Source organism: Alicyclobacillus acidocaldarius subsp. acidocaldarius DSM 446 (assembly GCF_000024285.1).
Taxonomy (GTDB): domain Bacteria; phylum Bacillota; class Bacilli; order Alicyclobacillales; family Alicyclobacillaceae; genus Alicyclobacillus; species Alicyclobacillus acidocaldarius.
Window position 1 is genome coordinate 1,759,443 of sequence record NC_013205.1, and the last position, 14,100, is coordinate 1,773,542.

General features: G+C 62.3%; 15 protein-coding genes, 1 tRNA gene and 1 pseudogene. All 17 read right to left on the minus strand.

Annotated elements, in window-relative coordinates:
* Positions 1–72 precede the first annotated feature (72 nt).
* The 17 genes and pseudogenes from AACI_RS08320 to AACI_RS08400 all read right to left on the minus strand — a co-directional run bounded on the left by AACI_RS08320 (position 73) and on the right by AACI_RS08400 (position 14,023).
* Positions 73–1,038: a polyprenyl synthetase family protein gene (locus tag AACI_RS08320; RefSeq protein WP_012811004.1), complete on the minus strand. Its 966-nt coding sequence runs from the start codon at positions 1,036–1,038 to the stop codon at positions 73–75.
* A 12-nt stretch (positions 1,039–1,050) separates the two neighbouring features.
* On the minus strand, positions 1,051–1,755 hold the full coding sequence (locus AACI_RS08325; RefSeq protein WP_012811005.1) for a demethylmenaquinone methyltransferase: 705 nt from the start codon (positions 1,753–1,755) through the stop codon (positions 1,051–1,053).
* Position 1,756: 1 nt separating this feature from the next.
* Entirely contained in the window at positions 1,757–2,407 is a 651-nt protein-coding gene (locus AACI_RS08330; RefSeq protein WP_245530492.1) for a heptaprenyl diphosphate synthase component 1, read from the minus strand.
* A 127-nt stretch (positions 2,408–2,534) separates the two neighbouring features.
* A pseudogene (gene mtrB / locus AACI_RS08335) lies at positions 2,535–2,681 on the minus strand (trp RNA-binding attenuation protein MtrB); the annotation flags it as partial.
* A gap of 81 nt (positions 2,682–2,762) precedes the next feature.
* Positions 2,763–2,839: transfer RNA gene (locus tag AACI_RS08340), tRNA-Pro, on the minus strand.
* 164 nt (positions 2,840–3,003) lie between these two features.
* On the minus strand, positions 3,004–4,053 hold the full coding sequence (locus AACI_RS08345; RefSeq protein ID WP_041707445.1) for a zinc-dependent alcohol dehydrogenase family protein: 1,050 nt from the start codon (positions 4,051–4,053) through the stop codon (positions 3,004–3,006).
* 141 nt (positions 4,054–4,194) lie between these two features.
* On the minus strand, positions 4,195–5,673 hold the full coding sequence (gene spoIVA / locus AACI_RS08350) for a stage IV sporulation protein A (protein WP_008341042.1): 1,479 nt from the start codon (positions 5,671–5,673) through the stop codon (positions 4,195–4,197).
* Between the two features lie 266 nt (positions 5,674–5,939).
* A complete protein-coding gene (gcvH, locus tag AACI_RS08355; RefSeq protein WP_012811009.1) occupies positions 5,940–6,320 on the minus strand; it encodes a glycine cleavage system protein GcvH in 381 nt (126 codons plus the stop codon).
* Positions 6,321–6,389: 69 nt separating this feature from the next.
* Positions 6,390–7,427 carry an NAD(P)H-dependent glycerol-3-phosphate dehydrogenase gene (locus tag AACI_RS08360; protein ID WP_012811010.1) on the minus strand — a complete coding sequence of 346 codons (1,038 nt, stop codon included), beginning with the start codon at positions 7,425–7,427 and terminating at the stop codon, positions 6,390–6,392.
* Positions 7,424–8,038 (minus strand): glycerol-3-phosphate 1-O-acyltransferase PlsY, encoded by a 615-nt coding sequence (gene plsY / locus AACI_RS08365; RefSeq protein ID WP_012811011.1) that lies wholly within the window; start codon positions 8,036–8,038, stop codon positions 7,424–7,426. Before plsY ends, AACI_RS08360 begins: the two co-directional genes overlap by 4 nt.
* A gap of 23 nt (positions 8,039–8,061) precedes the next feature.
* Complete coding sequence (der, locus tag AACI_RS08370) at positions 8,062–9,396, minus strand: ribosome biogenesis GTPase Der (RefSeq protein WP_012811012.1); 1,335 nt, start codon at positions 9,394–9,396, stop codon at positions 8,062–8,064.
* 78 nt (positions 9,397–9,474) lie between these two features.
* Positions 9,475–10,005, minus strand: coding sequence for a hypothetical protein (locus AACI_RS08375; protein ID WP_012811013.1), 531 nt, complete (start codon positions 10,003–10,005; stop codon positions 9,475–9,477).
* Between the two features lie 101 nt (positions 10,006–10,106).
* On the minus strand, positions 10,107–11,264 hold the full coding sequence (gene rpsA, locus AACI_RS08380; protein ID WP_012811014.1) for a 30S ribosomal protein S1: 1,158 nt from the start codon (positions 11,262–11,264) through the stop codon (positions 10,107–10,109).
* Positions 11,265–11,492: 228 nt separating this feature from the next.
* Positions 11,493–12,095, minus strand: coding sequence for a lysophospholipid acyltransferase family protein (locus tag AACI_RS08385; RefSeq protein WP_012811015.1), 603 nt, complete (start codon positions 12,093–12,095; stop codon positions 11,493–11,495).
* Positions 12,085–12,762: a (d)CMP kinase gene (gene cmk, locus AACI_RS08390; protein ID WP_041708120.1), complete on the minus strand. Its 678-nt coding sequence runs from the start codon at positions 12,760–12,762 to the stop codon at positions 12,085–12,087. Before cmk ends, AACI_RS08385 begins: the two co-directional genes overlap by 11 nt.
* Positions 12,763–12,842: 80 nt before the next feature.
* Entirely contained in the window at positions 12,843–13,316 is a 474-nt protein-coding gene (locus tag AACI_RS08395; protein ID WP_012811017.1) for a hypothetical protein, read from the minus strand.
* A gap of 41 nt (positions 13,317–13,357) precedes the next feature.
* Positions 13,358–14,023 (minus strand): flagellar brake protein, encoded by a 666-nt coding sequence (locus tag AACI_RS08400; RefSeq protein WP_012811018.1) that lies wholly within the window; start codon positions 14,021–14,023, stop codon positions 13,358–13,360.
* Positions 14,024–14,100: the final 77 nt, after the last annotated feature.

Below are 14,100 nucleotides of genomic sequence, written 5' to 3' on the forward strand. Positions count from 1 at the left end.
GCTCCATGCTTGTTGTCCGCGGACAGGCCACAGACGGCGCTATTGTAAGAAATTCTCCGTGCCCATTGCAAGTCAGTACTGTCGCCGGATGATGAACGAGGTGAGGCCCATCAACTGCTCGCGGACCGTTTCACGGTTCACAGCCTGCAGCAGATGCCTCGATTTCTCGAGATATCGCTCCGCCAAGCGCTCAGCGTCCGCCAGCGCTCCCGACGCCACGACGAGCCGGATGGCTTCCTCGGCCTCCTCCTCGCGCATCCCCTCGCGCACCAAGGCCCTGAGGCGCTCCCCAAAGCCCGGGCGAGACGCCGCCAACAAGGCCGGCAGCGTCAGATTGCCCTGGCGCAGGTCTCCGCCCACGGGCTTGCCCACGATCTCCGCCGCTCCCGTGAAGTCGAGCAGATCGTCCACAATCTGAAAGGCCATCCCGACCGCGTGTCCGAATCGGGCCAGTGCCGCGACCTCCCGCTCGGGAGCGCCGCCCACCATCGCGCCCAACTGACAGCTCAGAGAGATGAGAAGCGCCGTCTTCCGGTGAATGCGGCGCAGATACGTCATCACGCCCTGCGACCAATTGTAAAAGTCCTCAATCTGCTCGATCTCGCCCTCGCATAAGAGCACAATGCCCCTCGCCATCAGCCGGTGAACTTCGAGGTTGTCCACCTCGGCGAGCAGTTGGATGGCGCGAGCGAACAAGTAGTCGCCCGTGTACATCGCGGCCAGATTGCCGTAACTCTTCCGCACCGTCGGCTTGCCTCGGCGAAGATCGGCCCGGTCGATCACGTCGTCGTGCACCAAGGTCGCCATGTGAATCATCTCAAGCGCCGCAGCGATCTTGGCGACATCCTCAGACCACTCGCGCTCGCCGAGGCCGCAGATGAGCGCAAAAAGAGGGCGAATCCGCTTGCCACCGGCCTCGAGTAGCGTCCGGCCCGCTTTCGCGAGATCCACGTGATCCGCGTGCGCGCGCTCGTCCAACAGCCGTTCGACGCGATCGAGTTCATGCCGGTACAGGAGATAGATCTCATGGAATTCCACGCCGACCGCTCCTCATTTCCATCCGATGTGGAAGGCCGCGATACCCAATGTCAGCGGGCGGCTCCACACGTCGCGCAAGCCCACGCGACGAAACATCTCCTCGAGTCCCTTCCGATCGGGAAAGTCGATGAGCGACTCGGGCAGCCAGGCGTACGGCGCTCGATCGCCCACCACGAGCTCGCCGATTTTCGGGAGAATGCGGTAAAAGTAAAAGTAGTACAGCCGCCGAAACCACGCGGCCTCCGGCTTCGACAGCTCGAGCGAGACCACCGCGCCGCCCGGCTTCACCACCCGGGCCATCTCGCGCAGACAACCTTCCGCACTCGGCATATTGCGCAGCGCAAAGCCGATGGTGCATAGGTCAAAGGTGTTGTCTGGGAACGGGAGGTTCATCGCGTCGCCGTGCACAAATTGGACGCGATCGCGAAACGTGAACCGCTGACGGCGCTCTTCCGCGACCTCGAGCATGGCCTCCGTGAAGTCGAGCCCGATGACTCGCCCCTCGGGTCCAAGCCGCTTGGCGATGGCAAAGGTCCACGCGCCCGTGCCCGCGGCCACGTCCAGTACCTGGGATTTCGGCGTGAGGGGCAACTGGCGCATCGCATAGTTGCGCCACAACCGATGCTGCTGGAAGCTCAACACGGAGTTCATCGCGTCGTAGCGCTTGGCGATCTTCGAAAAGACGTCGTGTACGTAAGCCGACTTGTCTCCCTGCATCTCAACGCTTCCCTTCCGCTGCCTGAAGCCCTTGCGGCTCTTCGGGAAGGGCGTAGTCAAGCACCGACCATGTCCCGCGCAGCCTGGTTGGGTCCTTTGGCGTGAGCACACTTCCTTCGCGTGGCCGGGAAGAAGCTGTGCCGCGCGTGAACACGCGGACCTTCGCCCCGCCGGCCAGGACGTGATGGCGCACCGCCTCCTCCACCTTTGCCATCCACGGCCCCGGATCTGGGTGATAATGGCGCACCAGGGCGCGCAACAGCTCCGCCTCGATGGTCGACATGCGCTCCACATACACGTCCAGCGACAGCGGCGACGCCATCAGCAGGTCCATCTTCGCCTCGTTGATCCGCACGACCGCCTCGCACAACTCATGCATGAGCCGGCGATCTCCGAGCTCAGCGAGGATCAAGTAGTATTTGCTGCTGTCGTAATCCCCGGCCAACACCACGAGCCCTTGTTCCGCCGCGCCCCACTCGTCGATCTCGTCGTGAATGGAAAGCCCTTGCTCCAGCAGGAGCACGGCGGTGAGCACCCGCTCTGCCTCGACGTCGGGCACCGCAGCCGATTGCAGGATGGCATAACCGAGATCGAAATGAAATGGACTCACCGCCTGGCGGACCTTCCGCTTGGCCAAGTATTCGTGATCCATATGCGCCTTGGCGCAACGCGCGACGCGTTGAAACATTGCCTCCCGAGCGTCCGTCAAGCCGGTGTCATCTCCTTCGAACGGGCCGACCCTCGTATGCTGCGGATAGTATATCATAAATGGTGGACGCTCACGCGTCCTCGTCGGTCCGCACGATCCCGTACCTGGTGTAGATGACCGCCTTCCCTCGGATTTTGATGGCCGAGGTGTGCTCTGTGAACTGCGCGATCATGACTTCGCTCTTGTCCAATTTCTCGGCGTGGTGAAACCGCGTCTGCTGTAGGGCGTGTCAGCCAAGGCCGCAGCCTCCTTCGAATCCGCCTAAAATACGAAGACCAGCGTTCAACACGCTGGTCGCTGGTCGGAATGACGGGATTTGAACCCGTGACCTCTACCTCCCCAAGGTAGCGCGCTACCAGGCTGCGCCACATCCCGACGTTCTTCGCTCTTTTCGTGAAGCCGTTGATGATTGTAACACGCGTATCCGGTTTGTGCAAGTGCCATGGGGCCTTTGTGCAGGGCGTTGGAACGCGCATCGGCACGCGTCATCCAAGTGGCGATGGCGCGGCCTATCCCTGAGCCGCGCCATCGCCGTCGAATCAGAACGCCGTGATCATGTTGAAACCTCTGGTTTCAAACCGCGTCATTTTGTCGAACACCTCGTTGACATCTTCGAGTCGGACCTCTCGCTCCACCAGGTTTCTCGGCCTCAGGCGACCTTCGGCAACCAACGCGAGGAGCCCCGCGTAGTCCGGGTGCGGAATGCCGAGGCTCCCCACGACCTCAATCTCGCAACTCGTGATGAGATCCATGGGAAGCGGCACAAACCCACCCTCTTGGGACGTGGTGAGACCAATCTGCACGTGCCTGCCTCCCTTGCGAAGGCTCAATACGGAGTTCAGGACCGTGTCCCGAATGCCCAACGCATCGATGCTCACGTGGGCCCCGCCCTTGGTGATCTCCCGGATGGCCTCCACCACGGGCTGGTTTTTTGCGTTCACAACCTCACACGCGCCTTCCTCGCGCGCTTTGGCCAGCTTCTCGTCGTCCACATCGACCGCAATCACGCGCGCGCCCACGGCGTACGCCGTCTGAATGGCCGAGAGGCCCACGCCACCTGCGCCGTGCACCGCCACCCACTGTCCGGGCCTCACGCCTCCCCGCATCACGCCGTGATACCCGGTCATAAACCGGCACCCTACGGCGGCTGCCGTAAGGGCGTCGACGCCTTCCGGCAGGCGAATCAGGTTCATATTCGCGTTTCGAACGACCACATATTCCGCGAAGCTGCCGTCCCAACTGAAGCCGTAGATGCCGACGTGATCACACCGGTTCGGCACGCCCGCGTGGCAGTGTTCACAGTGTCCGCAGGCGTAGTGAAACGGCACCGTCACCTTGTCGCCGATTTGAAAGTCTCGCACCTCCCGCCCCAATGCGACGATCTCGCCACCGAATTCGTGACCGGGGGTGATGGGCAACTGCGGCGAAAGCCCGAGCCAGGTCCAGTCCCCCATCCATCCATGCCAGTCGCTCCGACAGATGCCGCTCGCCTCCACCCGGATCACGGCGTCCTCCGGCCCGGGTGTCGGATCCGGCACGCGCTCGATGACGAGCGGCTCGCGAAATCCCACCATTCTCGCTGCTTTCACGGCTTGTCCACGCTCCCTTTCCACTTCGTCGGACCTGCGTCCTCTACATCTCTATGGGGACGTGTTCTCCTTCATGCCTGACCTTGAAACACGGCAAAACCCGCCCGATCGCGTGGAACGGGCGGGTAGATTCAAACGCGTTCACAGGATGATTGCGATGAGACCGCCGCTGCCCTCGTTGATGATGCGCTGCAAGGTCTCCTTCAGCTTGAACTGAGCGCTCTCCGGCATGAGCGACAGCTTTGCCGAGATGCCCTCTCGGACGATCGCGGCCAGCGACTTGCCGAAAATGTCGCTCTCCCAGATCTTCAGCGGATCCTTCTCAAAGTCCTGCATCAGATACCGCACGAGCTCCTCGGACTGCTTCTCCGTTCCGACAATCGGCGCGAACTCGCTCTCCACGTCCACGCGGATCATGTGAATCGACGGCGCCGTGGCCTTGAGTCGGACACCGAAGCGAGATCCCTGTTTGATGAGCTCCGGTTCGTCGAGCGTCATCTCCTCGAGCGCAGGAGGCGCGATGCCATAGCCCGTCAGCTTCACCATGCGCAGCGCATCGGCCACCTTGTCGTACTCCCGCTTGGCGTAGGTGAACTCTTTCATCATCTTCAGCAGCTGATCGCGGCCCGTGATCTGGACGCCGACGATCTCCGTCAGCACCTGGTCGTACAGTTCGTCCGGCGCGTCGAGCTCGATCACGGCGATCCCGTGGCCCATGTCCATGTGGGCAAGCCCGCAGGACGAGACGAACGAGTACTGCGCGAACTGGGCGACGACGCGATCGATGTCGCGCACGCGGCGGATGTCCCGGATGGTCTCGCGGACGGCCTCTTCAAACTGTTGGCGCAGCCAGTGATCTGGGTCGAGCACCATGACCCAGTTCGGCAGGTTGACGTTGACCTCCTTGACCGGGAACTCGTACAGCGCCTCGCGAAGCACATAGTAGATCTCGTGCGTCGTCAACGTGGCACAGGAGAGAGCCAGGACCGGCACGTCGTACTTCGCGGCGAGCTCCTCCCGCAGTTGGAGCACGCGCGGATGATCGGGCGTGACCGAGTTGACGATCATGACAAACGGCTTGCCGAGTTCCTTCAGTTCGGCCACCACGCGCTCCTCGGCGGCAACGTAATTTTCGCGCGGAATTTCGGCTACGGATCCGTCGGTTGTGACGACGATCCCGATGGTCGAGTGGTCGGCGATCACCTTGCGCGTGCCAATCTCAGCCGCCTCTTGAAAGGGGACGGGATCGTCAAACCACGGCGTCGTGACCATCCGCGGCCCGTTCTCATCCTCGTAACCGCGTGCGCCCTCGACCGCATAGCCGACGCAGTCCACGATCCGGACGTTCACATCGAGTCCTTCCGCGACGTGCACCTGGACCGCTTGATTCGGGATGAACTTGGGTTCTGTCGTCATAATGGTGCGCCCCGCGGCACTCTGGGGAAGCTCGTCAATGGCCCGGGCGCGATCGGCCTCGTCCTGAATGTTGGGGATGACAATGAGTTCCATAAACTTTTTGATGAACGTTGACTTGCCAGTGCGCACGGGGCCGACCACGCCGAGGTATATATCGCCCCCCGTCCGCTCCGCAATGTCTTGAAAGACGTCGAATTTTTCCACGATTCTCCCTCCTCGAGATGACCGGCGTGGACAGCATGAACGCATGCCTCGCCCCGGCCCACCGACAATCCACGTAGACCGTCACGCAATCGATGGACAGTAGCCAATATATGCGGCGCAAAGGCCGGTATGCTTCGCGAAGCAGAGCGCCTCGTCCCTGACGCCACTATGTATACGGGAGAGAGAATCGAGGTAGAACCATCACAAGGGGAGAAGCGGCGAGGACAAGGGATCCACGCCCGCGAAGGCGCGGATCCCGAGGAACATCAGCCCTGAATGTGTTGACGGTACGCCTCGGCGTCCAAGAGCGCCTCGAGCTCCGAGGGATCCGCCATCTCCACGACGATCATCCAGGCTTCCTCGTACGGCGACTCGTTGACCTTCTCCGGCGCGCTGGCGAGCGCCTCGTTGACTTCCACGACGCGTCCGCTGACCGGCGCGTACAGGTCGGAGACCGTCTTCACGGACTCCACCGTGCCGAAGGTCTCCCCGGCTTTGAGCTCGGCGCCGACCTCGGGCAACTCCACGTAGACGATGTCGCCCAGCTCGTCCTGCGCATAATCCGTGATCCCGATGTAGGCGCGCGATCCGTCGACCCGCACCCATTCGTGTTCGCGCGAATACTTGAGTCCCTCAGGAATGTTCACGAACAGGCCTCCCTCCACGGCTCACCGAGGGTAGTGTACCAGATCACCCGCACCGCCGCCATGCCCAGGTCAAGGCAGTCGAAACTCCGCGGTCAGCGGTTGGACGCCGACGACCTCCATCTCGTGATTCTTGTCTCGCGTCATGAGCAACTCGATGCCCTCGCTCGGCGAGATGTCGCCCGTCAGCACCCGCGCGATAGCGTGCGTGATCGGCATTTCCACGCCGCAGTCGCGGGCGAGCTGCTCGGCGGCGAACGTCACGTTCACGCCTTCGACCGCCATGCCGATGGCATCGAGAACCTCCGACAAAGGAAGCCCCTTCGCCAACAAGCGACCCGCTCGATGGTTGCGGCTGTGCTCGCTCGTGCAAGTGACAATGAGATCGCCTATCCCGGCGAGGCCTGAAAACGTGAGCGGCGACGCGCCGAGCGCGACGCCCAAGCGCGTGATCTCGGCGAGTCCGCGCGTCATGAGCGCAGCCCTCGTGTTATCTCCGAGCCCCAGTCCTTCGGCCAGCCCCGCGCCGAGCGCGATGATATTCTTCAGGGCGCCGCCGAGCTCCACGCCGATCACGTCCGCCTGCGTGTATACGCGAAACCGATCGGTCATGAAGGCGTCCTGCGCGCTCTCGGCCACGCGCTTGCTCGCGCTCGCGACGACGACCGTCGTCGGCATCTGCCGCACCACTTCCTCCGCGTGAGATGGGCCGGAGATCACGGCGAGGCGGCGTTCGATGCCAGGAATTTCTCTTTCGAGCCACGCACTCACCCGCAGATTGTCCGGGCGCACAAAGCCCTTCACCGCATGCACCACCAGGACGTGATCGTCCAGCTTACGAAGCAGGGGAAGGACCTCGGCGACGGCTGCAGAAGGCACGGCGAGCACCACGAGATTGGCTCCTGCGAGGGCTTCTCTCGCGCCGACGACGGCCTTCAGGCCATCGGGCAGGACGGCACCAGGAAGGTAGCGGTCGTTTCGCCTGCGCAGGTTGATGTCTTCGGCCACCTCCGAGCGCCGGGCCCAGATCGACACGTCCCAGCCGTTCCACGCAAGCACCGAACCCAGGGCGGTCCCCCAGCTGCCGGCCCCCAAGATGCACGCTTTCATCGCACACCCTCGCTTGTCCGGTCGAAAATCCGCCGCTCCGTGCCGTGCAACAGCCGATGAATATTCGACCGATGTCGGTACACGGCGAGTAGAGCGAGCACCACGCTGGCGGCAAAGGTCCATCCCTCGAACCGAAACACCGCAATGAGAATGGGAACCAGGCACACGAACACGAGCGAGCCGAGCGATACATAGCGCGTGACGGCGATCACGGCCAGGCAGACCAGCCCGGCGATCACGGCGGAAAGCGGCGCGAGCCACAACAACACGCCGATGGTCGTCGCAATGCCCTTCCCGCCGCGAAACCCAAAAAACACGGGCCAATTGTGCCCAACTACCACGGCCACGGCGGACAGAGCCAGCGCCCACATCGCGTGGGGCGCCATGGCGTGCGCGATCCACAGCGCAATGGCACCTTTAAGCCCATCGAACAGAAGCACCAAAACGCCCCATTTGAGCCCGATGGTGCGCATGGTGTTGGTGGCGCCCGCGTTTCCGCTCCCTTCGGAGCGAATGTCGCGGCCGCTGACCCAGCGGACCACCAGCGTGCTCGTCGAGATGGAGCCTATGAAATACGCGATGATCATCGACAACACACCAGACCAAGCCATTCACCAACGCTCCCTCGCAGGCTTCAGGACGAGCCCGACTCCGCTTCGTCACGCGCCCGCAGCACGATGCGAATCGGTGTTCCTCGAAAGCCAAACGCTTCTCGAAGTTGATTCTCAAGGTAACGCTCGTACGAGAAGTGACTCAGCTCCGTGTCATTGACAAAAATCACAAACGTGGGCGGTTTCACGCTGACCTGGGTGCCGTAATAGATTCTGAGCCTCCGCCCGCCCTTCGACGGCGGGGAAACGGACACCTGCGCATCCGCGAGGACGCGGTTCAACGTTGAGGTCGGCACGCGCATCGCGTGATATTCCGCAATTTCCTTGGCCACATCCAGCAGCCGGCTCACTCGCTGCCCCGTGAGCGCGGAGACGAAGATCACCGGCGCAAACCGGAGAAAGGGGAATTCGTCCCTGATCTTCTCCTCGAATCGATGCGCGGTTTTGTCATCCTTCTCAATGGCGTCCCATTTGTTCACGACAAACGCGATGGCACACCCGGCGTCCAGCGCGTAGCCCGCGACGCGCTTATCCTGCTCCACGATCCCGGTCTGCGCGTCGAGGACCACAAAGGCGACATCCGCCCTGTCCAGGGCTCGAAGCGCCCTCAACACGCTGTATTTTTCGATGCGCTCATACACTTTTCCTTTTCGCCGCATGCCCGCGGTGTCCACCAGCATATATGTCTGGCCGTCGCGCTCGAGCGGCGTGTCAACGGCGTCCCGAGTCGTTCCCGCCACCGGGCTGACCATCACGCGCTCCTCGCCGAGCAACCGGTTCACCAAGCTCGACTTGCCGACGTTGGGCCTCCCGATGAACGCGATGCGAATGGCGTCTTCGTCCTCATCCTCTTCGCTCGCCTTCGGAAGTGCAGCGACGACGGCGTCCAACAAATCGCCTGTGCCCTGTCCGTGCTCGGCCGAAAACGGTATCGGCTCTCCAAAGCCGAGTCGGTAAAATTCGTAGCTCAGCGCGTGCTGTTCGACGTGATCGAGCTTGTTGACGCCGAGCACAACGGGTTTGTGGGCTCGGCGCAACACCTGGGCCACGTGTTCGTCCGCCTGCGTCACGCCCTGACGCCCGTCCACGACAAACAAAATGACGTCCGCTTCGTCAATGGCGATCTGCGCCTGCACGCGGATGAGGTTTCCCATCTCGTCTTCTTCATCCATCTCAATGCCGCCGGTGTCGATCACGCGAAACGGCACGCCGTTCCACTCGCTTTTTCCGTAGATCCGATCCCTTGTCACGCCGGGCGTGTCCTCGACAATGGACACTCGCCGACCGACCAGTCGATTGAAGAGTGTCGACTTCCCCACATTTGCACGCCCCACAATCGCCACCACAGGCAAAGCCATGATCTTATCACCTCCGATCTTCTCTGTCCGCAAGCGCGCAAGGTCGGCAGCCCATTATCCCGGAATTCGCAAAGAACGTCAATGGCCCGCCTCCTCGCCCGATCCGCGCCACCCCCGAGCGCCTGCCAGCGTTCGCCATAGCTCGAACGCTGCGGCAAAGACAAACACGGTGGCCATTTGCAACGCGTCTCGCCCGAGCACCCATCCGGCCAACACGAGCCCCACGCTTGCAAGCGCCCGAGTGGCCGGCGCCGGCGAGAGGATAGAAGCCGCAGCGCCGACCATCGCGGCCGCCCACACCTCCGGCGGGATACCCCCCCAATCCGCAAACGGAGCCATTCTCGGCCACACCACCATCGCGGCGATGGCCGCCAACGCGGCCCCACCTGCGCGAGTCCATCTCACACGAGACATGCCCACGATCTCGTAGGCGGACACGGCGAGCCAGACGGTCGGCGGCACCCATTCCGGAATGAGCCACCTGAACAGCCAAGCCGTCAGGCATCCTACGATGGCGGCCCTGACCACCCAGCGAGGCGCGATGGAAGAAGGCGGCCAAAGCGAGAGCCAAATCGCCGCCGGGACAATCCATATCAGCGCATGCTGCACGCCACAACGCCCCTACGCCTCACACGGAGATTCCACAATGCCACGAGCCTCAGCGAGAGAAAACCCCGCCCTTCCAGGCGGGGTCTCGTATCAAACGGATGTCACTTGAACAAATCGCCAAACAGATCGCCGAGCGTTGGCCCAGAGGCGCCTTCGTTGCGAGGCTCAGTCGGCCTGCGATCTCGCCGGCCCCCTCGCCCTTGCCCGCCTCGCGGCTGAGATGAATCCCGCATGGACAGCGAGATGCGCTTGCGCTCCGGATCCACGCTCAGCACGCGGACCGTGACCTCTTGTCCAGGCTGAAGGACGTCGGACGGCTTATCGACGTGCTCGTTCGAGATCTGAGACACGTGAACCAGCCCCTCCAACCCAGGGCGAAGCTCGACAAACGCACCGAAGTCCACCACCCGGCGCACCACGCCCTGGACGACATCCCCAGGTTGAAACTCGTGGGCATAGGTCTCCCAAGGCTCCGGCAGCGCCGCTTTAATGGACAGCGAAATCCGACCGGCCTCAGGGTCAACGCGGAGCACGCGGACCTTGACGCGATCGCCCTCGCGCACCACCTCGGATGGATGGTTGACGTGGGAAAACGACAATTCGGAGATGTGCACCAGCCCGTCGGCGCCCCCTACATCGACAAACGCCCCGAAATCGGTCAGCCGCTGCACCGTTCCCTCGATGACGTCGCCCGGCTTCAACTCCTCGAACAGCTTCCGCGCCCGCGCCTCGCTCTCTTCCTCCAACACCGCGCGCCGAGAGAGAATCAGCTTGTTCTTCTGCGGATCGACCTCAATCACCTTGGCGCGGAGCTTCTGTCCCTTAAATTGCTCGAGGTTCTCGACGAAATGGCGATCCACCAAAGATGCCGGGATAAACGCGCGGACGCCGACATCCGCCACCAGACCGCCCTTGACGACGTCTCGAATCTCCACCTCGATGGGTTCTCCGCTCTCCAGCAATTGCTGCATGCGCTCCCACGCAGACGCCTGTTCAGCGCGCCGCTTTGAAAGCGTCACATGGCCGGATTCCATGTCGACCTTCAGCACTTGCGCCGTCACCGTGCTGCCCACGCTCACGACATCACTCGGATGCGTTCCCGGCACCGCCGACAGTTCCTGCGGCGATATATGCCCCTCATAACCGTGAGGCAGCGCGACGGTCACCCCGTGATCGTCCACGGCGGTCACTTCGCCGGTCACCACGTCCCCCTCGCGAACCGCCGCATCGGTCAACATTTCACGCAAATCCTCTGACATGTCAATGGCCTCCCGTTTCATTGGTCACTTTATGATGGCAACGCGCGACAGGAGTCGGCGTTTCTTCGCATGCGCCATAGCGACGCCAAGCCCACGTTGACCTTCCACAAAGGTTACCTATAGCATACCAAATTGGACAAGCCGCAAACGCAGTTTTGGAATTGCGGCACCAACTTTTCATACGCCTACTGTAACACAGTCGTGCTCCTCAAGGAAAACGCTCGCCCCTCAGCGCGATTCCTCCTGACCGGTCAGCAGAAGCAGCTGGTCTCGGAGATTTCGCATGATCTCCTCATCCGACCATTCCCGCACGTCGATGGGATCTCCGAACCTCACCTCGATGCGCCCGAACATACGGTACCGCCCCCGGATACCCACAGGCTGAATGATCGCGCCCGCTTTTCTGGCGATGGACGCGATTCCGGGCTGCAGCGGCCCGAGTTTGCCCGTTCGCGACCGGTGCCCTTCAGGGAACATGACAAGGCAAGTTCCGCCTTGCAGAACTTCGATCGCCGTGCGGATCGCGCGCCGGTCCACGCGGCCACGCTCGATGGGAAACCCCCCAAGTGAAAGGAACATGCGCCGAAGCACGGGGATGCGAAACAGTTCGGCCTTGCCCATGAAACGTATGTATCGCGGGACCAGAATCCCTAGAAGCGGAGGATCGAAATTCGAAAGGTGATTCGACGCAAGGATCACGCCTCCCTGACGCGGGAGCCGCTCCAAGCCCTCCACCCGAACGCGAAAACACGTGCGAAAAAACGCAGTGACGACGGCCCGCGCGAAGCGGTAAAAGAGCGTACGGGGCAAATCGCTGGATTCACCGGACATGCGCATTCTCCACCAGCTGCACGATCTCGTCGACCACGGAATCAATGCTCTTGTCCGTGGAATCGATCCGCACAGCGTCCTCGGCCATGCGAAGCGGGGCGACCGCGCGTTCGGAATCCTTGCGATCCCGCTCGATGACGTTTTTCACCATCTCGTCAAGCGGCACCTCATAGCCCATGCGCCTGTACTCTTCCTGGCGCCTGCGCGCTCGTTCCTCCGGCGCAGCTGTGAGAAACACCTTCACGGTGGCGTGAGGTAGGACCACCGTCCCGATGTCTCGTCCGTCCATCACAACGGAATGGCGCTCGGCGAACGCGCGCTGCCACTCGGTCAACAGCTGTCGCACGCGAGGGTGCGCCGCGACGGTGGAGACCAACGCGCTGACCTCCGGGGCGCGAAGTCGGGACGTCACGTTGACGCCATCGATCAGCACCTGCAGCGTCCGATCCTCCCCCTCTTCAAACGACACACGGTGAGCGTCGAGAACGGCTTCCACAGCGCACTCAGAGTTGACATCAATCCCCTCTTGCGCGCAGAGATACGCGACAGCCCGATACATGGCGCCTGTGTCGACATACATCAGATTCAGCCGCTCCGCGACCCGCTTCGCAACCGTGCTCTTCCCGGCGCCAGCAGGTCCATCGATGGCGATGGTCACAGGTGCCACGTCGAAACCTCCCTCCGGTTCGATCACTCATTTCCTCGATGGTAACACAACCGGAAAAGGCTCGGCAATGCGGTCAAAGCTCAAAAAAAGGCCACGGGCTCGAGCGAAGCGGTCGCCGTGCCACCGCCGAGCGTGATGGTCTCTCCCGTCACCGGATAGAGCATGTCGCTCGCGCCGTCCTGGACATACAGGGTGACCGGCGGCCCCTGGGGCATCGTGTCGCGAAACGAGATGACGTCTCCCGCGTGAACGAGAATCTGCATCTCGTCCGTCGTAAACGGCCCAAGCGAGACGCCGTTTCGGAACACGATCACGTCCGCCGCCCGCGCCGCGCTGTCCGCCGTCAGGATGATGCTTCCCGTCGCGCCGTCAAGGCCCGGCGGCGTACCCGTTTGCATCGCCATCACCGGATGCGATCGCGCCATGGCTTCTACGCGATCGCGCACCTGCGGCATCTGCATGGCCAATTGGGCCAACACAAGCGTGGTCAGGGTCCCGAGCCCGACAGGGACCAAGATATCGTCCAGCATGCGGCGCATCCGTCGAATCGCCATGGACATCCCTCCACAGCTAAACGTATGCGCCGCGGGACGCGCTATGAATCTATCCTTCTCCTCAGCGCGCGCTGTCGCATGAAGGTGTAGCGAACCACCTGATCTCGCACGCGCTCCGGGATGTCCACGAACTGCATCGATAGGGTGCGACCCGTTCCTTCCGCTTCCACGCGCACCACCTGACACGGGGCCTGCAACCGGTATCCCGTGTGCGGCAGGGTGACATCGACATGAACCCGGTCCCTGTACTCGATATCGACAGGGTCCCTCGTGTGGACCGCCAGCCCTCCGCCGCTGATGTCGATAGCCTGGGCGACATAGCTCTCTCCCGTGCGCAGGCAGGTGAGTTTCACCTGCGCGTCCAAAGATACGCGAAAATATTCTCGGCGCTGAATTCGCACCAAGTCCGAGCCCCTGAGTGGGTGGACCAAGCGCACAGCCGGCGTCGGAATGTACGACAATCCCAAGACCCGAGAGCAATATTGGTACACATCGTTCTCAGAAGCGGCGTATTCGATCACCCATGTCGTGTCGACGTGCACATCCATCTCTCGCCCGGTTCCCTGATGGACGGGAACGTCCGCGTACAGAAATTCGTCATCCAGGTCTGCAACACGCGACTTATAACTGTTCTCAGAGGTGTCTCCCACGACGCGGACGCGCAACGGAGCCCCTATCGGTGGCACAATCGGCATACCGTTCCCCATCCCTTCCAATCTCCTGCCTTATTATACACGCAGAAAGGAAGGTTGCGGGGAAACTTGGGCAGAAAGGCTCGATTGCG